This window comes from Ancylomarina sp. YFZ004, from assembly GCF_054254355.1.
The window spans coordinates 1-23,124 of the sequence record NZ_JBTCHQ010000015.1 but is presented as its reverse complement, the minus strand read 5'-3'; the positions used below and the strand labels follow the sequence as shown (position 1 = coordinate 23,124).

Genomic DNA, 23,124 nt, shown 5'->3' with positions numbered 1-23,124 from the left:
AAACAAGTACATTAACAAAACCAAGTCTCTAGCACCTTTACTAATTTTTCTAATATGTTCTCTAAGTCTTTTTTTTATTTCTAGGCTAACATATACGATTATATATTGGGAGAGAATCATTATCGAACCTCAATTCTGGAAACTCATCTTTGTTGGTATTCGAATCGACCTGATTCTTATTTGTTATTACAGCAGTTTACCTTTACTATGTTTTCTAATTTTCCCTAAAAACTGGATATTGAAAAGTCGATATTTGTGGATTAGCTACTTTAGCTTTTTCATAGGTTTAACATCTATGATGGAAATGTCCACTTACGCCTTTATCGAACAATACGACCTTCGTCCCGATCGAATTTTCATTGAATATCTCGATCATATGAAAGAAGTTTCAGGCACCATTATGGGTAATAATCCATACAGTCTTTTATTCACAATTATTGTCACCATTGGAGTTTCTATTCTTGCCTGGCGACTATTTTCTAATATTCTCAGAAACTACGAAGCAAGTAATTGGAAAATAAATATTATTCTCTTACCCATTTTAGGAGCTTTGATATTTTTGGGTGGGAGATCAAGTTTATCGCCTCGTCCGGCAAATGTTAGTACAGCCTATTTTAGCAATAAAAGTAAAATGGCTAACGAACTAAGTCTAAACTCAACCTTCTCTGTATTTTGTGCTTTCCTAAAAATGAAAGATGAGAAAGATCCATCTCGAAAATATGGCAAAATGAAAACTGAAGAGATTATTTCACGTGTTGAAGCCGCAAGTTCGGTGAAGTGGGATAAAACTCTCAACTCAAAAATCCCATTCTATCACAAACAAATACCTTCATCAAAAAATATTAAACCTTATAATATTGTTGTTTTCCTTCAGGAAAGTTTAGGTGCTGAATATGTTGGCTGCTTAGGAGGTTTACCCCTTACGCCTAATATAGACAAGCTAAGTAAAGAAGGCACATTACTCACTAATCTTTATTCAACTGGAACAAGAACTGTAAGAGGAATTGAAGCTACAATTGCTGGTTTTTTACCTACACCGGGAAGATCGGTGGTTAAACTTGGCAAGTCGAGATCACAATTCTTCACCATTGCTGAACTTCTTAAACAAAAAGGCTACTCAACCAATTTCGTTTATGGAGGTATGAGTAATTTCGATGATATGAAAATGTTTTTCAAGGGTAATGGCTTCTCAACCATATACGACCAGTCAAGTTTTGACAATCCTGTATTTGAAGGGACTTGGGGTGTGAGCGATGAAGATCTTGTTGTAAAAGCTAATCAGGTATTCAAAGAAAAAGGCGATGAACCTTTCTTTGCCCTCATGCTAAGCACATCAAACCACGCTCCTTTCGAATTCCCTGAAGGTCGATTTAATTTGTACGATAAAGAGAAACAAGCTACCGTCCACAATGCCATGAAATACGCTGACTATTCTATTGGTAAATTTTTCGAGCTTGCTAAAAAGGAAGACTATTTCGAAAATACAATCTTCCTCGTTGTAGCCGATCATAACACAAGAGTATTTGGTGATGAGATTGTTCCGGTGAACAAATTCCATATCCCAGGTCTTATCATTGGTCCCGATGTTGAGAAGAAAAAGTATTCTGGTTTGTGTAGTCAAATTGATTTAATGCCCACACTTCTCTCAATGGCTGGAATAGAATCGGAACACCCTATGATAGGAAATGATTTGACACAGCAAGATGAAGATGCCCCAGGAAGATCAATCATGCAGTTTAGTAATAAACATGCCTATCGAATTGGGGACACAGTTATTGTTCATCAGCCCAATAAACCAGCTCAATGTTTTCTCTACAAAAATGAACATTTAGAACCCATTGAGGATAATGAAGAACTAATACGAGATGGTTTAGCTTATGCCTTACTCCCTTGGCACCTCTATTCAAATCGACTCTACACAATTTATCCCGAGAATTTAACAACGAGAAATTTAGTTGAATTGAAATAATAAACCGTCAGGTTTTTTATTGGATTAATTCAATCAACTGTCGCAACAAGCTAAATAAATAATAAAAGCTGTCCCTCATATTGAGGAACAGTTTTTGTTATTTTATGTCGAAAATCATTTTAATAAAAAATAGTAAGTGGTTCTTGCCGTTGAACAGAGGCTTTTTTAAGTATATATTTCAACATTAATCTCATGCTAAGATTAGCCCTAACAATTCTGGCTTTTGCCTTACAGTCAGAAACACACGCCATACAGCCGATACACTGTTTCATTGCTTCTTTATTTACCCAATTACCCGTTTCAGGCGAAATAATATTTACAGGACATCGTTTTGAACAGATTCTACAATGGGTGCAATTCGCTGATATAAAAACGGGGCGTATTGGATTGTAATTCTTAGACCTGGAAAACACATCTCGTTGAACTGCAATATCTTCAATTGATAAAAAGTTATGAGCATTCAGGCTATTTGAACCAAAATCATATGCTTTTTCCAAATCAGTTTTATCTGGCCTCCCAATAGCAACAGGTATAATATTAGAATAAGAATGTTGCCCAATAAATGCGCCTGCAGCTAGAACATTAAAATTATTATTAGAAAGTATTTCCACCATTTGATAAAGCGCAATTCCGTAATCCCTGTTACCGTATACAACAACTGCTGTACATTTTTTTTCATTTCCATTTATACTTTTTAAGCAATCTATTACCTGAATCGGCAACTTGCCTGAATAAACAGGAGCTCCAATGATCAAGTGATCAATGTTATTTAAAATTGCATTGGGATTAGATGTTAATTTAGCTCGGAAATCTGGAATTGTTATATTTAAATCTTTCGGCTCTTTTGCCCCCATACCTAAAGCAATAGCATTACAAATTCTCTTTGTTGTATTTGTAGGCGAGAAGTAAAGAATTCCTATACGTTTTGCTATTTTTTTCATACAAGTGCATCAAATTTATGCTTCAATAATGCTCAGATTAACAACAGAAACAAAATTAGAATTTTGTTAATCAGAATTGAAATTAATCAAATTTAAATATCGATTTAAAGTATACATAAAATATTAATAATTGCAATTTTAATCTTGCCGATAACGGTCTTGCTAAGTTGCGTGGGCGATTTTAAACTACTGTCTCATCAAACCACTAAATAAGCAAGCCGACTAAATTTACATATTATTTTATTATTGACAAGTCGGATTTAGATGGCTTGCTGATGTTTATTAATTGAACTAACTCTCAAGTCATTCATCAGCTCCCATAAAATTTAGCTTTTGTTAGACTTTCGATATTTTTTTCTATTTTCACCATATCTCTGTTGTTTCCTAATTTATCAAGTTTTATTTTCCGTCGTATAGCCCCGCATTACCGCTAACTTGTGGATAACAAGTCAAAATGATTTTTTTTTTGCCATATGGGAGTACGTATGCAATTACAAAATTCAGCCTTATGCTGCATTTTGCCACAATCAGCTCATATATTTTATTTTATACTGCAAACGTGAATTTCTATTGAATTACCTAGATGATATGCTTATTTTTGTTTTTTATGTCGCTATTAGCAGTAGAATATATGTTATATGAATGAATGACTTTGATATTGGGAAAATTAGGAGATTAATGCGCCGAAACTATCCAGGAAGAACGGCTTACAGATACATGAAACTATCAGATAAAAAGGTTATTTACTAAATACAAAATAGGTAAAAGAATGGTGGAAGAGTTTAAAATAAGGAAGGCTGAACCAGATGAATATCCTGAAATTGAAAGAATATTTGAAGCTCAGGGATTAGAAAACAATAAAACTGGAGTCAAGGTTTTAAAGGGATATTCAGTTGAAGTGGTTGACAGACTAATAGGTGGAGCAGAAGTGATGCTTCAAGATGGAGAATATACTTTTTCTGTTGCTGTAATTGACGATTTTAAAGGGCAGGGAATTGGAAAGTCATTATTTCAAATAGTGGAAAAAAAAATACGGAACTTAGGAGCTAAGAGGATCCTGATTCAAGCAAAAGTTCCTGCTTATTGGTCAAAGTTTGGGTTTGTGGAAATTGTTGATCCTAATGAAACTCCAAAAACTTTTCGGTGCGATGACTGTTCTCAATATGGGAAAGACTGCTTCCCAAAGATAATGGTTTTAGATTTATGATAGGTCTGATAATGGGGCAAGTCTGCGTATGTCCTTTATACTTATAGAAAATTAAAAAAAGATTTCAAATCATATAACATCTACATTAAAACGGAACACACTCGCTGCGCTCCTGTGTCCGCTTATGTCCGCGTTAATATCAAATTCGTCCTTTTCAAAAAGCAATTAAGCCTAACGGGTTAGTATAAGGAAAGTTGCGGTTGGTAAACCGTAATTTTCCGATGTTTGTTATTTCGTTTTATTGTGAGTCGGATTTCTCTAATCATTTTATGCAGCAATTTTGCTTATACATTGTTGTAACCAGTTTTATTATTTTCAATTCTGTTGTTATCAATCTCTGTTAACTCAGTACTTTATCTAACACAGCAATAATTATTATTGCAAAACCAATAATCATAATAACTCCCATAGCACCATTTTTAGGTGATTCAATAATTGGTTTGTCATTTTTATACAAATCGAATACAACTCCATTCCTACCAAATCCCGTAACTAATCTACAATTTGCTTCATTCTCATTTTCTTTTATTTGGAATAAATGTTCAGTGCCAAGGATAGATCGTTTTTCGGAAACTATTTCATTATTTACTTTTATCGTTTCTTTTCCAAAAACTGAATTGAACAATTCAATTTTATTATTTTCTAAATGTATCGTGGTAAATTTCATATGTTTTTTTTAAAAATTTTATTCTAATGTAAAATAAATTGGCAGAGAATATTTTACTCCTACTGGTTTTCCATCTCTTATTCCAGATTTCTTAATCTTATTTTTTTTCAGGTCTCGGGTAACTTCATTTACAATTTCGTCATTGTCATAATCAACCTTTACATCAGTAATTTTCGCTTTTTTTTCACTGACCGCTAACGGTTTATGTAAGTGGAGTGCATTATTAAAAGTTGGAAACTTTCAATAACGCATGAAGCCAATTCGTTTATTCATTATTTCAAATTTTCCGTCAATCGTCAAAGACGAATTGGCGGTGTTGCAACAACGAGCCGCAGCCCCGAAAACCGCTGAAACCCGCATTACATATAACACTTTGTTATGGGCTGCGCTTTATTGTTTTCCATTTTTAATCGTTACCAAATTCTTGTCAATCATATATTTTACAAATTCGGATTCTCCTTTTTCCTTTATCATTTCAATTCCTTTTCTCCTACTTGACCGTGTTATGAATTGTCCGAACCGAATTAGGAAAGGGTTATAAATCGTACAATCCTTTACTGAACTATACTTATCACAGTCGGCGCATGTACTGAATCCATTCTCAATGCAACAAGGTCTTACTTTACATGCTTTGAATCCTACGGCACATTTGGGACTTTCTCCTTTGCATCCCTGACAATCTCCTTTCACATATTTTGGACATGCACCACAATAGAATCCGCAGTGTGAAACTAAGCCAATCTGAGTTGAACTATCGGTTTGATTTGCAATATTTTCCTCCATGCTGTTATTATTTTGCATTTTTAATTTCAATTCCTTCTAAATCCTCGACCTGAGCAATAAATCCCCAACCGAATTTATCTTCGGATATTTCAATAATTAACTCATTTTCTCCTTTAACCAAAGGTAATTCTATAGTTTCATGTTTATCTAAAACATAACCTCTATCATCATACCTGCCTGATTCATAGAAGCTATTATCCCCCATAAACAATTCTTTCGAGTTTAGGTAAACCTTTATTTTATCGCTATATCCAAAATGAAGTTTTTTCTTTTGTGCCTTTTCTGAACTCAAAATCGTTTTTGCAAGAACAGTATTTTTGGTTTCAGTTTTAGAAAAATATCTGTTTAGGTTTATTAAATAATTTGCTTCAACATTTATCTTATGCCATTTAGTTATTCGGTCTTCATCTAAAAATGGTTTTTCAATTGCAAAATCGTAATTATCGTATGGCTCAGATATAAGCCAGCTTGAAATATATGTTTCATCATCGATAATTGGTAGAGTTCTTCTTTTTAGAATATTTACAAGGGCGTGTTTTGTTATTTTTAGGTTTGCAAAAATCGCGGGATGGTAGCTACAAATACCAACACCACCAGAAATATAATCATGTTTTAATTTTACTGATAGAACTTGATTTGGATTATTATCGAGATAAACTTTCGCAGAGTCGTCCACAACTTCAATTTTTACATGAAACCACTCCTTAGTCGGAATATTTGCAACAGCTTGATATGATTTTCCATTATAAAGTTGCCATGTGGCTGACATGTTAAAAATTGGGTCATATTGTACAGCATCCCATTTCCCGCTTGTATGAGGTTGAAAATATATGTACTCAAAGTTGGTAAGTGAACCAATCCGAAAAACAATCCCTAAATACGCTTTATGTGAAGGTGAATATAAATCGCACTCAATTATTCCATTTTGAAAATCTATTCCATCCAGATATGCTATTCCAGTTCCATCCGAAATACATGTGGATAATTTCGAATCAAACTCTTTTACCTCTACAGAGCCTAATGTCTTCCAATCATTAGATGAAAAATCAGCGTCTATTGTACCTTTTTGTGCTAAACAAATGTTTGTGCATATAATTAGAAATAGGATTGTAATTGATTTGTATTTCATTTTATCTCCATTTTTTAATATTGGATTTTAGTCAGTTTTATCTTGAAAATAATTAATATCATTCATTAGTCAATTTGTTATTGGTACGTTTTCCAGCGTTGCCCATAACGGTAAATTGTCTGAGTCGTGGCAGGTTGCGGGGCACTTTCCTGTCAAACCGCGATGAAGTTTGGCGGGCTACAAACTTTTTACCTTTACTACTTCCCTGCCATTACTTATACAAAGTGTTACAAATAGTACATTTTAGTTAAGGTGCTACTTTGGGGTTTAACTTTATTTATTGTAGATAGAATTATTACTCTTTAATTATTTTTGCCATATAGGTTTTTTTATCCGATACAAATAAAAAGATATACATTCCGCTACTAAAATCTGAAATATCATTTTTTTCAATCTGAGTTTCATGTGTCTTTTCCCTAATTACTTTACCACTGATATCCAAAATCATTATTTTGCGTATCTGTCTTTCTCCTAAATCTATTTCTACGCTACCACTTGTAGGATTAGGATAAATATTAAATGATGCTTTCTCGATCTCATTAATCCCCACATATAACATCAGATAACAAGCTGATGTATCGATACATAAGCCATTATCTACTATGACAGCATAGCTACCCTCTTCAGTAGCTGTAAAACTTTGACTTGTTTCACCTGCAATAGGATTGTAGTTATCATTACAGTCAAGCCATTGATAACTTGCATCAGTTTCTTTTGCCATTAATGTTAGATTATCTTCTATTACAGAAACATCCACATTGTTTATTGTTAAATTTAATGTAACGACACTATCACATCCATGAACATTGGTTAAAGTTAGGCTTGCTGTATTATTGCTAGTAGTATAAGTATTCCCATCAATCCAAGTGTGACTTCCGCATGCTACTATTGTATCTGTTACTTCATTTCTAAGAATGCTTAAATCTATGCCAATGATACTATCACAACCGGCATTATTCGGAATAGTATCTAAATAAAAACCACTTTTTGTATAGATATATTTTCCACTAGGAGAGCTATATGAATCACATACTTTTGCACTTATTTCTGAAAAAGTTGTACAATTATAGAATACTCTTACATGACCAGAATTCTCCCCATTCCCGTCATTTGAACCAGCACCAATAGCTAATGTAGATCCTTCAGCATTTAAACTATTAGCCCAACCACCGAAATCTCCAGATGCTTCTCCATAAACCCTTGTGCCGAAATGGACCCAAGTGTTGTGTAAATTTTTATAGGTGTCTACATAGCCCATGTAATAAGCCTCTCCGTCATTAAAAGGGGCTCCTACTGCAAGAACAGAACCATCAGAATTTAAGGAAACAGACGCTCCTAATGCATCACCTCTTTCACCCTCAATATCATCTCCTATTTGTATCCATTCTCCTTCTGCAATTTTATAAACTCTTACATGCCCATCATTATCTCCATTACTTCCATCATTTCCTGTAGCTCCAATTGCAACAATCGAACCGTCAGAATTTATATGTAAGCTAGCTCCAAACATGTCATCGGCAGCTTGGCCATTTATGTTGCTACCAATTTGTGTCCATATCCCAGATATATTTTTATAAATTTTCACATGCCCCGATAAATACCCATTTGCTCTATTTCCATGACCACCAATAGCAACTACCGATCCATCAGAGCTTAAACATACCGCACGGCCCAAATAGTTTTCTTCATCTTCACCATCAATATCATTACCAATTTGAGTCCAAATACCTGATACATTTTTAAACAGGCGTACATGACCAGATACATTGCCATTTCCATCATTCAACGAGGCACCAATTGCAACAATCGAACCATCAGAATTTAAACTTACTGAACTACCCGACTGATCACCCGATGCTTCTCCATCAATATCATTGCCAATTTGAGTCCATGTACCTGATACGTTCTTGAAAATTCGAACATGACCAGCGTCAGTTCCTGCCCCATCATTGAATTCTGCTCCAATAGCCACAACAGAGCCATCTGAACTTAAACTTATCTCACTACCCGATCTATCTTCATATCCTTCACCATCAATATCATCACCTATTTGCGTCCAAAATCCTGATACGTTTTCATATATGCGAACGTGACCAGAGTTTGTGCTATTGCCATCATTACGAAAACCACCAACAGCAATTATTAATCCATCGGAACTTAAACAAACTGAACTTCCAAAATAGCAATCAGCTTCTTCTCCATTGATATCAGAACCTATTTGAGCCCATTGCGCATTTAGATTAGATATAAATCCGAAAATAATAATGACTTGAAGAAGATACTTTTTTGTTCTCATATTTTTAAATTAAAAAAGATCTCTTATATTATCAAAGTAAGCATTATTTGTAACGGTCTTGCTAAGTTTCGTGGGCGATTAAAACAGTTGTTCTATCAAACCGCTAAATAAGCAAGCCGAGTAAATTTGTTTATATTTTTGGACAAACCAACTTAGTTGGCTTGCTGGTGTTTGTTAATTGCTATAAACCTTCGAACTGCTCATCACCGCCCATGAAATTTAGCTTTTGTTACCTGCTGGGGTGTTCTCATCTTTTTCTTTAACCAAATCATAACCTGTACTTCTACCACCTCCAGGAAGTTTATAAAGAATGTTTTTTTCTATTAAATCCTGTATATCTCTTGCTGCTGTATCCTGTGAACACTTCCCAATTTTTGCCCATTTTGATGATGTAAGTTTTCCATCAAAGCCGTCTAATAATCTGTTAAGAATTTTAGTTTGCCTGTCATTCTTAATTTTCGTAGAGTTAGTGTTCCAAAAACTATGCTTGAAGATTATTCTTTCTAAGATTGTTTCAGAAGATTCTAACGCATTCAATAAACAGCTTAAAAACCATTCCAGCCATTTAGTAATATCTAACTTGCCTTTTTGAGTTTGTTCAAGAATTTCATAATATTGCTTTCTTTCAATCCTAATTTGTGAAGACATACTATAAAATCGATATGATTGATTATCTGATTTAGCAAGAAGCATATCGGTAATTGCACGAGCTATTCTTCCATTTCCATCTTCAAAAGGATGAATAGTAACAAACCATAAATGCGCAATTGCTGCTTTAAAAACAGAATCAATATCTTGGTTGTCATTAATCCATTCAAAAAAGGAATCCATTTCACTTTCTAGTGATTTTGCATCAGGAGCTTGATAGTGAACTTTTTCTTTTCCCATAGGCCCTGAAACGACTTGCATTGGTCCTGTGGAATCATCTCTCCATTGACCAACAATCACCTTATACATTCCGCTTAAGCCAGTCGGGAATAAAGCATTGTGCCAAGCAAAAATTCTATTTTTACTCAATGGTTTAGTGAAGTTCTCAGTTGCATCAACCATCATTTCAACAACACCGTCAACACTTCTTTCTGAATGAACTAGTCCAGATACTTCAAGTCCTAATCTTCTAGCAACAGAAGATCGCACCTGTTCTGGGCTTAGTAATTCTCCTTCAATTTCAGTCGATTTTAATACATCTTGTGTAATGATTTCAAGGTTGGCCTGATTTTGAAGTTCAAAGCCTAAAGCTCCCATTTTTCCAACGACTCTACCTTGTAAATTCCTTACTCTAGTCAATAATGTCAGAAGTTTATTCGAATCCCATATGAAATTCGGCCATTCAGATTGTTCGTGTATGTAATTTTTCATTCTCCGCTTATTTTGCGGTAAATGTATGATTTATTCTCCGCATTTACAATTAATGTCCGCATATTATGCGTAAAACAATGAGTTTAATCTCCGCATTTTTCTCCCTTGCAGGTAACGGTCTTGCTAAGTTGCGTGGGCGATTCAAAAGAGTGATTCTTTCAAACCGCTAAAGAAGCAAGCCGATTAAATTTATAATTTTAAACAAGTCCATTTAATTGGCTTGCTGGTGTTTCTTAATTGAACTAAACTTTCAAGTTGCGCATCAGCGCCCATGAAATTTAGCTTTTGTTGTGTTTAGTATTTATTCTATCAATATTTTTCTTTATGCCAGAATATATAAAAATCCAGAGCTAAGCACCATATAAAGAATGTAGGTTAATATTGAGCGAAATATATTAATTGTTCGGTTTCCTTCTGTGAAAAATTGCCAAAACACCCAAAAAGCATATAAAATGGATACAATAAAAGGTATTGATTCTAAATAATAAATATCGTCTATAAATACTTTGGGTAATAAAAATATGGAATAAAAAATAGCTTGTTGACCTGTGACATAAGAATTCAATACAATATGTTCAAGGTAATTTTTCCCTAATCCCCAAAAAGATAAATAAGAAGCAAAAGAAAAAATAGGTAAAAGAATTAAGGTTGCATAGGCAAAGTTTGCAGAAAGCCAAGTCAACATTGATGATATTTCTGTTTTGCTTTCAGTGTCGTTGGAGGCTTCTGCTAATCCTGAAATTATTTCGTTCATCCAAGTGTTTTCCCCAGATAAACGAGAAATAAGAAAATAAACCGTTGAAAACACCAGCACATATGCAATTGGTTTAAAGTGGTATTTTCTCTTCCCATTTAGAAAATCTTCAATACTTCGTCCTGGACGTTTAAACAAATTTATTAACGTATAGAAAAAGCCTTTATTAATGAGGAAAACACTCTCTGAAACTTCATTTAAAAAATTCGGAAGTGTTATTTTACTGACTTTTGAGTCTTGCCCGCAATGACTGCAAAATTTTCCTCCAACTATTGTTTCACAATTTTTACACTTCATATTTTGTTAATATTAAACACAACGGTCTTGCTAAGTTTCGTGGGCAATTTCAAAGAGTTATCCTTTCAAACCGCTAAAGAAGCAAGCCGAATTAATTAACTTATTTATGTTTTAAGCAAATCCCATTTTTAAATCTCGAACTCCTTTGAAAATAGAGTAAGTGAGTCATTGAATTGGCTTGCTGGTGTTTATTAATTGTACTAAACTTTCAATTTGAGCATCAGCGCCCATGAAATTTAACTTTTGTTACAGGGCGTTTTTATCTTTTTTCAAATCTTTTAAATAATTCTCTAAAAAGCTTAAAGAAATACCGTTTGCAGTATATGTCTCTCCAATCAAGGCAGTTTTTATAGCATTATTAATAGATTTTATTACTTCTTCCTTTTCTCCTAACTGGTCTAGTATTTTAGCTTTTATGTAATAATTTGTCAATGTTTTTTTTGACGCAATGCTTTTATCTGCCCACTCAATTGCAGTTTTCATTAATGAAATGTCTTTATGTTTATCAAAAGTATTTGATACCGCAAATGCCGCTGATTGAAGTTTATTCCAATTAAGGTGTTCAAATTTTGAATACTCATTGACACTTTTATACAAAGCGTCTTTGTTTTTATCTGTTGGCTTTTTCTCAAAATTGTCGGCGCTTGCCAAAATAAAAGCTGAAGCAATAACTCTTTTTTTGTATGGAACCTTTTTCGTTTCCAATTCCTTTACAGCTTTTTCTTTTTGTGACTTTTTACTCCAACCCCAAATATAAAAGGACATTACTTTCTCTATTCGTTGAACTATCTCTATTTCCCCAACTTCAGGGATAAATTTTTCATAATTTTTTAAAATAAAGTTGATAAAAATGGAATCATAGCAGGAAGCCCCATCTGTTAAAAAATACCAGGAGTTTTTTGAATATAACTCAGTGCTAGAAGCATTCTCCATAAATTCAAGAAGCAGTTTATCTTTACGCTTATCATCTTTATTATGCTCAAAATAGTTGTAAAGGGTGTTTGCTGAATGGTCTCCACTTTCTATTTTTTTTTGATAAAAAAGCATATTCGCTTTTGAGTCTAACGATTTTTTGCCAGCTTCAATAAGTGCTTTAGCGGAACATCCTCCAACTCTCATGTGTTGTAATACTCCTGTTTTGTCGATGAATAAATACGTCGGATAAGCGTGCAGCGGATATTCTTCTTTCATAAATTCCCACTGTTTTGAATCTGGATTTATTTTAATGTTTATAAATGTCTCGTTATAAAAAGGAGCAACATTGGGATGAGTGAATACGGTGCTTTCCATAAGCTTGCAGTGTCCACACCCTTTGATTGAACAATCAATAAAAATAAGCTTATCTTCTTTTTGAGCCAATTCAATGGCTTGTGCTAAACTACCAATCTCACGAAAAATGATTTTCGAACCAGCACTTGTCACTAAAGTTTGAAAAAGTAATGTAAATAGAATTAGTGTCCTTTTCATTTATAATTTGGTTTATATGTTCAATATCTGGTTGCATTTTCGCAAAAATTCAAATGCACTGTAACGGGCTGCGCTAAGTGGCGTAGGCTCCTTACTAGCTTTATGTTTCAAATTTTATAAAAGGCAAGGTAGCTATTTTTGTAATTACATTTAACTATAACAATTCTAAAATAGATAGCTTGCCGCGCTCATTAAAAGCACAAATGTTCAATAAGCTCCAACTCGCCTTTGCCATTTAGCGTTTGTTACAAGTTGTTGAAAACCTTCATGTGGGAGAAAAATCTCACCATTCCTTTTGGGCTGAGATAAGCAGCTTTGGCGCGAAATTTGCGATTAAAAGAACTGAGACTGAATGACAATTTGCGCACCTCTCCCCGCGCATATTCCTTTATAAAACACTTGAGCCTTTAGAAGTCACAATAGTCGAGTCCTGCGCCTGGTGTCAATTACTTTCGAGCAAGGTTGGCAAAAGAGAAGCAAATTGGATAAACTGAGTTCACTTAGCAAATTTCGTGACAAAGCGAATGAGGCTGATGCAGGGAGCGGTATCTCGTGACTGCAACCAAAATCAAGCTAAACAAATCACAAGTCTTAAAACACAGTCAAAACTAGTAAAACAACCAGAGTACAATTCAAGAGGGACATCCCATTAAAGCAGAAATGGCAACAAGCTTTCCAGCGAGTGCCATTATCGAACCAATTACTTGTAACGGGCTGCGCTAAGTGGCGTAGGCTCCTTACTGGTTTTATGTTTCAAATTTTATAAAAGGCAAGGTAACTATTTTGTAATTACATTTAACTATAACAATTCTAAAATAGATAGCTTGCCGCGCTCATTAAAAGCACAAATGTTCAATAAGCTCCAACTCGCCTTTGCCATTTAGCGTTTGTTACAAGTTGTTGAAAACTTTCATGTGGGAGAAAAATATCACCATTCCTTTTGGGCTCAGATAGACAGCTTTGGCGCGAAATTTGCGCCTAAAAGAACTGAGTCTGAATGACAATTTGCGCACCTCCCCCCGCGCGTATTCCTCTATAAAACACTTGAGTCTTTAGAAATCACAATAGTCAAGCCCTGCGTCTGGTATCAATTACTTTCAAGCAAGGCTGGCAAAGGAGAAGCAAGTTGGATAAGCTGAGTTTCCCCTTGCAAATTTCGTGACAAAGCGAATGAGGCTGATGCAGGGAGCGGTATCTCGGAACCGCAAGCTAAATCAAGCTAAACAAATCACAAGTCTTAAAACACAATCAAAACTAGTAAAACAACCAGAGTTCAATCCAAAAGGGACATCCCTTAAATCAAAAATGGCAACAAGCTTTCAAGCGAGTGCCATTATCGAACCAATTACTTGTAACGGGCTTGCTAAGTTTCGTGGGCGATTTCAAAGAATCTCTCTTTCAAACCGCGCGGAAGCAAGCCGATTAAATTTGCTTATATTTTTGAACAATCCAATTTAATTGGCTTGCTGGTGTTTCTTAATTGTACTAAACTTTTGAACTGCTTATCAGCGCCCATGAAATTTAGCTTTTGTTAGGGGGCGTTAACTTTCTAATTATACGTCTTTGTCTCTTTCAAATCCCCATTTTCAAAGTACTTGTATAATTCTACACTTTTATGATTCATTTTTCTATCAAAACCTGTCATACTTATTTCTTTCCCATTTTCAAATAATGTTTTGTAAAACAAGTTGCCATAATCTAAGAGTATAGTTGAAGATAATAATTGATCTTTTTCAAATTCGTTTATGCACATCTCAATTGTATCTTTTTTTGGGTCAAGAGAATAAAAATCTGGTTTGTCTTTTGATTTAGAATAATCATAGATTTTGGTTTTTTCAATGAGTTCCATAGAATCAAAATAAGACATGTGAGTTTCTTTGATCAACAGATCATTTTGATAGTCAAATTTGATAGTTTTAATTAGATTGTTTTTGCTCTCATACTGTTTTAAATTAGTACAAATACCACCCTCATAATGATACTCATATTTAAGCTGAATTGTATCAAATTTTTCAGTAACCAGATCTTCGATTAGATCTGGATTGTTAAAATAACTTGAAATTATTTTTCGGTCAAAAACTATCTTTCTTCCATCAGAGAAATAGTCATATTCAAACCAAAACGTAGTGTCTCCTTCCGATGAAACTGACATGTCCTTAATAAGGGAATCATTATTATTGTATTCAAAAATTCGATATGCGAGATTATCGGTAAAGTCAAATCTTGATACTTTCTTTATTAATAAATTCTTAGCATTATATTTGAAATTAGTTGAAGAAATCATCGAGTCAACTACTTGACCAAACATTATTGTATATGTTTTTTCTGTCTGTGAAATTAATTTATCAGATTCATGCTTGTAAAAATATTTTGTTTGGTTAGTCATATTCGAAGCATCAAATAATGCTTTTGCAACTTGTTCTTTACAACTAAACAGAGTTAATATTCCAAGTAATAAAATTAGGTTTCTTTTCATGTTTAGTATTTGTGATTAATGCCCCCTAACGGCTAGGCTATGTGCTTTATGTTTGTGTTGCGCCTGCGGCAAACATATTGCATATGAGCCATTGTTAGGTTTTCGTGCTTTATTGTCCGCAGTCTATCCGTGTGTTGGGGCAGCCATACTCTTGACAAGTTTTGGTGTAGCGTAGGCTAAAGCGACTGTAAAAGTGTATGGCTTTTAGAGTTTGGCAATTCCAATTTTTATTAATATGTTTGCATACTATAATTAGCGATGGAATTATGATTCAAAAACAGATAGTTACTTTAATAAATAATCAAACAACGTATGAGAACAATCTAGAATTGTCCCATAGAAAAGACCTTGGGGTTTTTCTCACTAATAATATTAATACCGTTGATAATATATTAGATATAATTGATTTTGAAGATAAAAAAATATTTTCAAGGACGTTTTTAGAACCATCTTGTGGTAATGGTGTATTTGTTATACGACTTTTAGAAAAACTATTTATAAATATTGAAGATACAAAAGTTGTTACTAAGTTTATTGAATCAAACATATTTTTTATTGATATTGATGAAAGTATGATTGAAAAAACAAAGGCTAACATTTCAACTTATTTTTATTCCAAGTTTAATGAGCCATATACTGGTAGTTATAACAGTTTTGTTTTTGACTTTACTCAAAGAATTAAACCAAAAAAAAGTAACTCGCTATTCGATAATTTATTAGATACTCCTCTCTCCCTGTTTTTGGATAAAATTGATTATGTAATTGGAAATCCGCCTTACGTTTCTCTTTATGGAAGAAGAGATAGAAAGAAAGATGAAGCACAACGCATTTATTACTTAAATAGATATTCTCAATTCCCAGACTCCTTAAAGAACGGTAAGATTAATTATGTAATGTTATTTATAGAGCAATCTATAGATTTTTTAAAAGAAGGTGGGAAGCTTAGTTTTATAATAGATTTATCTTTTTTCGAGACAGCTTATGAACACACAAGAAAATATTTATTAGATAAAACTAGAATTTTAAGTATAGAGTATAACATAAAGGACTTTGAAGTTGCAAGCGGTCAAGTAATATTAAAATTACAAAAAACTAAAGTTAAAAATAATTTAGTTCAAATTATAGATGCAGAAACAAATGTAAGGATTGAAGTTGACCAAGCTATATGGAATAAACCAAAAGACCAATTTAAGTTTAGGTTTAATACTTGCTCGCTAAGCTCTGCAATTATAGATAAGATTGGATCTAAGAAATGCCCAACACTCAAAAGTCTATATCCTAAAAAGAATCTTAGAACTTGCGTAATGCTTTTAAATATGGAAAATCTTTTTATTTTTGAAGATAAAAAGGTTGATTCAGAAGTTAAAATATATCCATATTATCAAGGCTCAAAAGGACTCAAAGGAAAATATAAAAAAATGGAAAGTTCTAAATACTTCCATTACGATAAAGAATTACAAGATAAAGTTAATGATGAGTTAAAAGCTGAATTAACAGCACAGGGAATAAAAAATAAAAAACGTCTTGGATTAGGTGAAACAATTATTTACGATAATCCAAAAATTTATATTCGTCAATCTGCTAAAGAAATAATAGCGTCATATGATGAAAATCCAAGTTCCGCAAACAATAGTTTATATGTCTTTACTCTTAGGGATTCAAAAAAGGAAAGTATCGTTTTCTTGAAATTTTTATGTGGTTTATTGAATTCGGATATAATAACTTTTTATTCGCAACAATTAAATATAATTAGATTTTCAAAAGGTAAGCAACCACAAATTAAAACTTCTGATTTGTATCAAATTCCTGTACCTATAGATATTACTTTACAAACAAAGGTTGCAAATTTAGTGGACAAGTTATATTCTAATACAGATGATGAAGTAATCATTAAAAATGAAATTAATTTCATTTTTAATGATTACTTCAATCTTACGACTAAAGAATTAGATATTATGCAAAATGCTATTTTAGATTTTTAATAGCATCTTCTTGGGCTTTATTATTTGCTGACAAATCACTTAGTTTTATTTCCATTGATTTTGTCTTTTTGAATAAACCAGCTTTCAAATTTTCTAATTCTTGTGTTGATTTTTTTAATTTTCTCTCGTTGGATTCAACCTTTTTAATTAGTAGCAATTGTAGAAATTCCTCTCTTGTTCGGTATTCAGGTTCTGCTGACCCATTAACCTGCATTTGATTTGCTGGTGTAATTCTAAATGTTGAGCTAATATCCTTTAAAAAGTATGGCTTTACATATTTACCATCTACTTGAACAAATTCCAATCCATTATCCGAGCCTTGGTAAAAGACATAAATGAATACTAAATAGAAATTATTGTTTAGAATATGAGTTATAATTTTATCAGGTGTACCACTATCGGGATTCGTATCGTCATTTTCAACATTCACAGCTTTGAAATCAATCCAAACATCTTGTTTAAATCCTTGAATCGTATAATATGTTCTTGCATCCCAAGGGTTTTTCGTCTTTCCTGAAGGTGATGCTTCTGAATTTGAAAAATAAGTATGGGCTTGTGTTTTAGCTACAAAATTATCTTCAAAAAATTTACTTATTGCATCTCCGACTCTTTCACCCTTTTTTACCGCAATGCTTAGTTTTGGGTTTTTCGTGATTATTTCGTTTACTACAGTCTCTAATTCTGAAACTAAACCATTTTCGTATTCTTTAATTTCCATTTAGCTAAATAAGTCAGTTATGTTTACATCTAAAGCTTTAGCTATTTTTTCAATATTCAACAGAGTTATGTTTTTTTCTGCTCTCTCAATCATTCCAATATATGTTCTGTGTAAATCAGCTCTATGAGCTAATTCTTCTTGAGATATTCCTTTTTCTTTTCTCAATTTTCGAACTAGATTTCCGAACTTTATTAGTATGTCTGAGTTTGATTCCATTGCTAATTTTAGTATGCACAAAGTTAACTGTAGTATTCATAACATACCACATACTATAATTAGCATTCAGATTTAGCGTTAGAAGATTTTAGCTCTTTGGGTTCTTAGAGAGTTGGAGTGTGGCATTGGCGAAAACCCAAAGTGCTAAAATGAGCGGCTGATTTTTGCATGAAACCTAACGGGCTTGCTAAGTTGCGTGGGCGATTTAAAAGAACTGACCTTTCAAGTCGCACGAAAGCAAGCCGTGTAAATTTGTTTATATTTTTAAGCAAACCAAATTTGGGAGGCTTGCTGGTGTTTATTAATTAGACTAACTCTCAAGCACCACACCGCCGCCCATGAAATTTAGCTTTTGTTAGGCACTGTTTTAAATTTATCGTCATTATATAATCTAGTCTTTAATAAAACATAGTTTTTAATTTCTTTAAATGCTAAAATGCTAAAGTAGGTTGGAATAGCTAGAAATATCAGTAAAATCAAAATTAGAATAATCAAGAATTTGGTTTCTATTTCTCCTGAACCAATTGCTGAAATAAGAACTTTAATTAAAAAAAATGATAATATTGGAGAGAACACAATAAATATGACGATTCTCGGAATATATGATAGTAAATACAGTTCAACCCAGATTGTACTTTTCTTAACAGAAGGCCGAGAATAATTCTGATTTTTAAAATTATTATTACCAGACTCAAGTTCGTCTAAACTAAGATAAATATTCTCTCTCAATAAATTATTTGTTATTTCTAGAAAAGTCAAGTTGGAAATGTCTTCTGAAATTCCAAACTTTTGAACAACAACCCCATTTTTAATTATTATCTGTTTCTTAAATTTACCATTTTCTAAAAAGTCAAATTTTAAATTTTCGTCTTTAGTTGATATTAAAATCTTTGCAAATACTGCTGACTTTACTATATATGGTCTAAGATTTATTGTTTTTAAATAATTATAGTTCGTGGATACAATCCATGTACCTTTAAATTGAAATTTTTCGTAATCATGCCCTTTAATCGCAAATTCTGTACGATTAGGGTCATCCGTAATTTCTAAAAAGTTACGTTCATCTTTGTAGGTGTATATGAAACCATTAAACTCCATATCTTTTAATTAATTAGTCCTTATTTGCTCAGAGATCATTAAATAGTGCCTAACGGTCTTGCTAAGTTTCGTGGGCAATTTCAAAGAGTAATCTTATCAATGCGCTAAAGAAGCAAGCCGTAATAAATTTGTTTATATTTTTGAACAAACCAATTCTCGTGGCTTGCTGGTGTTTCTTAATTGTACTAAACTTTCAAATAGCTCGTCAACGCCCATGAAATTTAGCTTTTGTTAGCAAACGTTCAATCTCTGCAAGTCACAAATACTAATACAGAATTTGCTTGAATAACAATTTCTTTTTTTAATTCATGTGTCTTTGGAGGTAAAATACCTTGATGTATTAACCACCTATAATTATCTAGAACTAGATCTTTATCAAAAGAAATTACTAAATATTCCGTATTTAATTCCGATTTATAATGGTAATTAATTCCATTTACCACCATATCACTGGCGCCATCATGAGTGCCAATTTTAAAAACTCCAGAAGATAATTCAATTGATAGTTTATTTGCATCAGCATAAGTAGAATATAATATTTTAGTTTTACCACTTGTAGTCCAACCTAAATATTCCTTAATACTTACATCGTACATTTCTGTTGAGTCATGAAGGACATTCAATTCTGATTTTCCTGCTTGAAAGTCTAGAATTACCTCTTTGTCTCTAGTATCCTTTATAAATAAAACTCCATTGATAGTTCCTGTGAATTTCCCTTTCTCAAGATTCTGAAAAACTGAGTTGAAACTTTCTCCAATCTTATATTTTCCATATTCTTGAGAATAAGCACATATAATTAGAAAATTCAAAAGTAAAACTGCAATTGTTCTTTTCATGATTTTTAATGTTTGCTAACGGGCTTGCTAAGTTGCGTGGGCGATTTAAAAGAGTAATCGCTTCAAACCGCTAAAGAAGCAAGCCTATTAAATTTCCTATATATTTTTAACAAACCCTATTTAATGGGCTTGCTGGTGTTTATTAATTGTATTAAGCTTTCAAACGACTCATCAACGCCCATGAAATTTAGCTTTTGTTAGGGGGAGTTTTTACTCTCCAGTCTCAAAATAGTTTTGATATTTATTTTTTCAACCATAGATAATCTAGATTGTACTATTTTATGTTTTGGATGATACCAAGATTCTGAGTTAAAATAGTTTTTTAGATCTTTTGAATTAAATTGGTAACCGTAATCTGCAAAGATTTCATTCCTCATTAATCTCAATTCTTGTTTTGAAAATTCATTTAGATCTTTGGGTTTTAATATTCTTTCAGAGGCCTGTTTATACTTTCGATTCTCACTTATATCAGTGTTAGGCCTAAACATGGTAACTATACAATTCGAATCAACCTTAATATATCTATAGCTACCAAACTTCTCAGTTTCACAATCCCAAAATAAATTACCTCCTTTCATCCATTTCGAAGCTTGATCATATTTTGAAGTGTCTTTTACTATTATTCTAGTGTCTAGAATTTCAATAATATTTTCATTTATGAATTCGTAAGACGTAGATTTTGCTTCTGCATACGATCCGTCATGATCACTATTCTGCATTATTTCATATTCTTCACCCTCACGACTCTTTGATTCATTCATGAATCTTAATACGCTGTATGATCCAACACCAGTATAATATTTTAATACAATCAATGCAGTGTCGTTATACCTTTTATAATATTCTAACTCTATAGGTTGTATTTCTCCATAATAGTCAGGTTTAGCCCCAAAGTACTTCACTGCAATATCAACAGGTATTTTACTATCCATCTTCAATTCCTCAAGGTCATTAAAAACTGACACTTCTTGAGCAGTAGAACTCAAGGAGATAAATAGCATCAGAAATATATAAATTAGTTTTCTCATAAAATTCCCCCTAACGGGCTTGCTAAGTTGCGTGGGCGATTTCAAAGAATAATCTTATCAAAACGCCAAATAAGCAAGCCGAGTAAAATTGTTTATATTTTGAACAAACCAATTTTAATTGGCTTGCTGGTGTTTATTAATTGAACTAAGCTTTCAAACTGCTCATCAGCGCCCATGAAATTTAGCTTTTGTTGCCAGTAGTTATTTTTTATACAAAAAAAGTAATCCATCATAAATCGCTCTAGATAATATCGAATGATGATTGGCTTCATCGTATATTTTGAATTTGTAATTGAAATTTTTCTTCCCGAGGCTTTTTACTATGTTGTTTAATGCTTCATTTGGGATAGATGTTATTTTAACTTCAGATTTACCATAGGTTAAAAATAATTGGTGCTGTCTGGATGAATTTTTAAAACCAGAAAACAACTCTTCTTTGAGTATTTCAGATTCATTCCAAGAAAGAGCGCCCGAAATTAGAATATAGTCATCAATTAAATCAGGTTTTTGTTGAATCAAATATGTACCAAAAAGCCCACCAAATGAATGTCCCAAAAGCCCTTTTCTTTTCTTCAAATTGGGATATTTATTTTCTACAAATGGAAACAATTTCTTAGATGAAAAATTAATAAATTCACCTGCTCCTCCTGTGGTTTCAGGAATTAAAGGAGCTCCATTTTCTCCAACTCCTGATTTGAATGTAATATCCAAACCATTGGGGTTAGTAGCATTGATATTATCACATAAAAAAAGAGATCTATATTTAGAAGGGGTGAAATCCATGTTCCGCTGTGTATTGAAATCTAATTCACTTCCTTCAATAGTAATACCAACTAAAACAACATCTTCAACATATTCACATCTGTTTAGAACATTGTATGAGCCTGTAACTATATCCGATAGAAACCAAGCATCTAGATAATATAGCACACTATAATTCTCCTCTTGGTCGAAATTTGGTGGAAGAGTTACTTTAAGGGTGTAATCCTGTTTTTCTGAAGAAATTTTATGGAATTCAGTGTTGTTGCTCTCTCTTAGTTTTTGTCCAGAAACAGGAGAAACAAATAAGATGGCAAAAATAAACACTAAATATATCCTGGAGGTATTGTTTTTTTTCATAATTACTGGCAACGGTCTTGCTAAGTTGCGTGGGCGATTTCAAAGAGTGAACCTTTCAAACCGCTAAAGAAGCAAGCCGATTAAATTTGTTTATATTTTTGAACAAACCAATCTGATTGGCTTGCTGGTGTTTATTAATTGAACTAAACTTTCAAACTGCGTATCAGCGCCCATGAAATTTAGCTTTTGTTATACGCTTTTTTTATTTCGTCACAGCATACACTTCACATGGTTTCCCAGTGGAAGAATTGTTAGTTTCAATTTTGATTTTAATATTGGCTATTGATTTGGCAATAGTTTGATTCATAAAGATATTTTCAATTACGAAACATTTTTTTCTCTCACATTTCTTATCAAATTTAATGTGTTCGTCTCCATGGTTTCCAATACCACAAGAGTCGATTAAGATAAACTTTGGTTCTAAAGACAAAATATAATCAAGAACTGGTTCGGATAAAAAAGTATTTGCTTTACCATATTCCTCTGTGCCATATTCATGTTTATTCAAAACATCAGTGTAAAGAATTAAAGCTTTACCTCGGATATTTATTTTATCTATATCTGATATTTTAGGCATATTGTTGAAGCAGTTTAATAATACTGCTTCCAATTCATAATTTGCTTCTGAGGGTGAAAGTGTATAGCAATCAATATGTGTTCCAATATGTCCTAAGGCGTTTACTGAGTCTGATTGTTTCTTTGCCCATAAATATGCAGGGTGCTCTTTAGATAGTTCTAAACTTAATTTATGTATCACTTATTTCTTTTTTTTAAAATTGCGT

At 32.8% G+C, this 23,124-nt stretch carries 19 protein-coding genes; 3 read left to right on the top strand and 16 right to left on the bottom strand.

What is annotated here, in order from left to right; translation table 11 throughout:
- The first annotated feature begins 238 nt into the window (after window positions 1–238).
- Window positions 239–1,969, top strand: a complete 1,731-nt coding sequence (locus ACXR6G_RS18120) for an LTA synthase family protein (RefSeq protein ID WP_458362868.1) — start codon at window positions 239–241, stop codon at window positions 1,967–1,969.
- A 119-nt stretch (window positions 1,970–2,088) separates the two neighbouring features.
- On the opposite strand, the gene ACXR6G_RS18115 is transcribed toward ACXR6G_RS18120, so the two are convergent.
- Complete coding sequence (locus ACXR6G_RS18115; protein ID WP_458362867.1) at window positions 2,089–2,910, bottom strand: 4Fe-4S dicluster domain-containing protein; 822 nt, start codon at window positions 2,908–2,910, stop codon at window positions 2,089–2,091.
- Between the two features lie 769 nt (window positions 2,911–3,679).
- Between ACXR6G_RS18115 and ACXR6G_RS18110 the strand changes: the two genes are divergently transcribed.
- A complete protein-coding gene (locus ACXR6G_RS18110; RefSeq protein ID WP_458362866.1) occupies window positions 3,680–4,117 on the top strand; it encodes a GNAT family N-acetyltransferase in 438 nt (145 codons plus the stop codon).
- Window positions 4,118–4,457: 340 nt separating this feature from the next.
- Here the strand turns inward: ACXR6G_RS18110 and ACXR6G_RS18105 are convergent, their stop codons facing one another.
- The 8 genes from ACXR6G_RS18105 to ACXR6G_RS18070 form a co-directional block, all read right to left on the bottom strand.
- Window positions 4,458–4,784 carry a hypothetical protein gene (locus ACXR6G_RS18105; protein WP_458362865.1) on the bottom strand — a complete coding sequence of 109 codons (327 nt, stop codon included), beginning with the start codon at window positions 4,782–4,784 and terminating at the stop codon, window positions 4,458–4,460.
- Between the two features lie 390 nt (window positions 4,785–5,174).
- The gene (locus ACXR6G_RS18100) at window positions 5,175–5,567 is read right to left on the bottom strand and encodes a DUF3795 domain-containing protein (protein WP_458362864.1); all 393 of its coding nucleotides are present in this window, start codon (window positions 5,565–5,567) and stop codon (window positions 5,175–5,177) included.
- Window positions 5,568–5,574: 7 nt separating this feature from the next.
- Entirely contained in the window at window positions 5,575–6,696 is a 1,122-nt protein-coding gene (locus tag ACXR6G_RS18095) for a hypothetical protein (RefSeq protein WP_458362863.1), read from the bottom strand.
- Between the two features lie 295 nt (window positions 6,697–6,991).
- Entirely contained in the window at window positions 6,992–8,992 is a 2,001-nt protein-coding gene (locus ACXR6G_RS18090; protein ID WP_458362862.1) for a T9SS type A sorting domain-containing protein, read from the bottom strand.
- Window positions 8,993–9,211: 219 nt separating this feature from the next.
- Complete coding sequence (locus tag ACXR6G_RS18085; protein ID WP_458362861.1) at window positions 9,212–10,351, bottom strand: Fic family protein; 1,140 nt, start codon at window positions 10,349–10,351, stop codon at window positions 9,212–9,214.
- 322 nt (window positions 10,352–10,673) lie between these two features.
- A complete protein-coding gene (locus ACXR6G_RS18080; RefSeq protein ID WP_458362860.1) occupies window positions 10,674–11,402 on the bottom strand; it encodes a DUF3667 domain-containing protein in 729 nt (242 codons plus the stop codon).
- A 246-nt stretch (window positions 11,403–11,648) separates the two neighbouring features.
- Entirely contained in the window at window positions 11,649–12,869 is a 1,221-nt protein-coding gene (locus ACXR6G_RS18075) for a thioredoxin family protein (RefSeq protein ID WP_458362859.1), read from the bottom strand.
- A 1,549-nt stretch (window positions 12,870–14,418) separates the two neighbouring features.
- Complete coding sequence (locus ACXR6G_RS18070; protein ID WP_458362858.1) at window positions 14,419–15,345, bottom strand: hypothetical protein; 927 nt, start codon at window positions 15,343–15,345, stop codon at window positions 14,419–14,421.
- Between the two features lie 197 nt (window positions 15,346–15,542).
- On the opposite strand from ACXR6G_RS18070, the gene ACXR6G_RS18065 reads away from it, so the two are divergent.
- Window positions 15,543–17,327 carry an Eco57I restriction-modification methylase domain-containing protein gene (locus ACXR6G_RS18065; RefSeq protein WP_458362857.1) on the top strand — a complete coding sequence of 595 codons (1,785 nt, stop codon included), beginning with the start codon at window positions 15,543–15,545 and terminating at the stop codon, window positions 17,325–17,327.
- Here the strand turns inward: ACXR6G_RS18065 and ACXR6G_RS18060 are convergent.
- The 7 genes from ACXR6G_RS18060 to ACXR6G_RS18030 form a co-directional block, all read right to left on the bottom strand.
- A complete protein-coding gene (locus ACXR6G_RS18060; RefSeq protein ID WP_458362856.1) occupies window positions 17,311–18,045 on the bottom strand; it encodes a hypothetical protein in 735 nt (244 codons plus the stop codon). The genes ACXR6G_RS18065 and ACXR6G_RS18060 overlap by 17 nt on opposite strands.
- The gene (locus tag ACXR6G_RS18055) at window positions 18,046–18,261 is read right to left on the bottom strand and encodes a helix-turn-helix domain-containing protein (RefSeq protein ID WP_458362855.1); all 216 of its coding nucleotides are present in this window, start codon (window positions 18,259–18,261) and stop codon (window positions 18,046–18,048) included. It abuts the gene before it with no gap.
- 345 nt (window positions 18,262–18,606) lie between these two features.
- Window positions 18,607–19,359 carry a hypothetical protein gene (locus ACXR6G_RS18050; RefSeq protein ID WP_458362854.1) on the bottom strand — a complete coding sequence of 251 codons (753 nt, stop codon included), beginning with the start codon at window positions 19,357–19,359 and terminating at the stop codon, window positions 18,607–18,609.
- Between the two features lie 242 nt (window positions 19,360–19,601).
- On the bottom strand, window positions 19,602–20,195 hold the full coding sequence (locus ACXR6G_RS18045; RefSeq protein ID WP_458362853.1) for a hypothetical protein: 594 nt from the start codon (window positions 20,193–20,195) through the stop codon (window positions 19,602–19,604).
- A 197-nt stretch (window positions 20,196–20,392) separates the two neighbouring features.
- A complete protein-coding gene (locus ACXR6G_RS18040) occupies window positions 20,393–21,223 on the bottom strand; it encodes a YARHG domain-containing protein (RefSeq protein WP_458362852.1) in 831 nt (276 codons plus the stop codon).
- Window positions 21,224–21,424: 201 nt separating this feature from the next.
- Window positions 21,425–22,342 carry an alpha/beta hydrolase gene (locus ACXR6G_RS18035; RefSeq protein ID WP_458362851.1) on the bottom strand — a complete coding sequence of 306 codons (918 nt, stop codon included), beginning with the start codon at window positions 22,340–22,342 and terminating at the stop codon, window positions 21,425–21,427.
- Between the two features lie 202 nt (window positions 22,343–22,544).
- Window positions 22,545–23,099: a cyclase family protein gene (locus ACXR6G_RS18030; RefSeq protein WP_458362850.1), complete on the bottom strand. Its 555-nt coding sequence runs from the start codon at window positions 23,097–23,099 to the stop codon at window positions 22,545–22,547.
- Window positions 23,100–23,124 lie beyond the last annotated feature (25 nt).

Excerpts from the sequence above, each read along its gene's own strand:
- ACXR6G_RS18115 (WP_458362867.1), bottom strand. The coding sequence starts at position 2,910 with ATGAAAAAAATAGCAAAACGTATAGGAATTCTTTACTTCTCGCCTACA.
- ACXR6G_RS18110 (WP_458362866.1), top strand. The coding sequence starts at position 3,680 with ATGGTGGAAGAGTTTAAAATAAGGAAGGCTGAACCAGATGAATATCCT.
- ACXR6G_RS18105 (WP_458362865.1), bottom strand. The coding sequence starts at position 4,784 with ATGAAATTTACCACGATACATTTAGAAAATAATAAAATTGAATTGTTC.
- ACXR6G_RS18100 (WP_458362864.1), bottom strand. The coding sequence starts at position 5,567 with ATGGAGGAAAATATTGCAAATCAAACCGATAGTTCAACTCAGATTGGC.
- ACXR6G_RS18095 (WP_458362863.1), bottom strand. The coding sequence starts at position 6,696 with ATGAAATACAAATCAATTACAATCCTATTTCTAATTATATGCACAAAC.
- ACXR6G_RS18090 (WP_458362862.1), bottom strand. The coding sequence starts at position 8,992 with ATGAGAACAAAAAAGTATCTTCTTCAAGTCATTATTATTTTCGGATTT.
- ACXR6G_RS18085 (WP_458362861.1), bottom strand. The coding sequence starts at position 10,351 with ATGAAAAATTACATACACGAACAATCTGAATGGCCGAATTTCATATGG.
- ACXR6G_RS18080 (WP_458362860.1), bottom strand. The coding sequence starts at position 11,402 with ATGAAGTGTAAAAATTGTGAAACAATAGTTGGAGGAAAATTTTGCAGT.
- ACXR6G_RS18075 (WP_458362859.1), bottom strand. The coding sequence starts at position 12,869 with ATGAAAAGGACACTAATTCTATTTACATTACTTTTTCAAACTTTAGTG.
- ACXR6G_RS18070 (WP_458362858.1), bottom strand. The coding sequence starts at position 15,345 with ATGAAAAGAAACCTAATTTTATTACTTGGAATATTAACTCTGTTTAGT.
- ACXR6G_RS18065 (WP_458362857.1), top strand. The coding sequence starts at position 15,543 with ATGGCTTTTAGAGTTTGGCAATTCCAATTTTTATTAATATGTTTGCAT.
- ACXR6G_RS18060 (WP_458362856.1), bottom strand. The coding sequence starts at position 18,045 with ATGGAAATTAAAGAATACGAAAATGGTTTAGTTTCAGAATTAGAGACT.
- ACXR6G_RS18055 (WP_458362855.1), bottom strand. The coding sequence starts at position 18,261 with ATGGAATCAAACTCAGACATACTAATAAAGTTCGGAAATCTAGTTCGA.
- ACXR6G_RS18050 (WP_458362854.1), bottom strand. The coding sequence starts at position 19,359 with ATGGAGTTTAATGGTTTCATATACACCTACAAAGATGAACGTAACTTT.
- ACXR6G_RS18045 (WP_458362853.1), bottom strand. The coding sequence starts at position 20,195 with ATGAAAAGAACAATTGCAGTTTTACTTTTGAATTTTCTAATTATATGT.
- ACXR6G_RS18040 (WP_458362852.1), bottom strand. The coding sequence starts at position 21,223 with ATGAGAAAACTAATTTATATATTTCTGATGCTATTTATCTCCTTGAGT.
- ACXR6G_RS18035 (WP_458362851.1), bottom strand. The coding sequence starts at position 22,342 with ATGAAAAAAAACAATACCTCCAGGATATATTTAGTGTTTATTTTTGCC.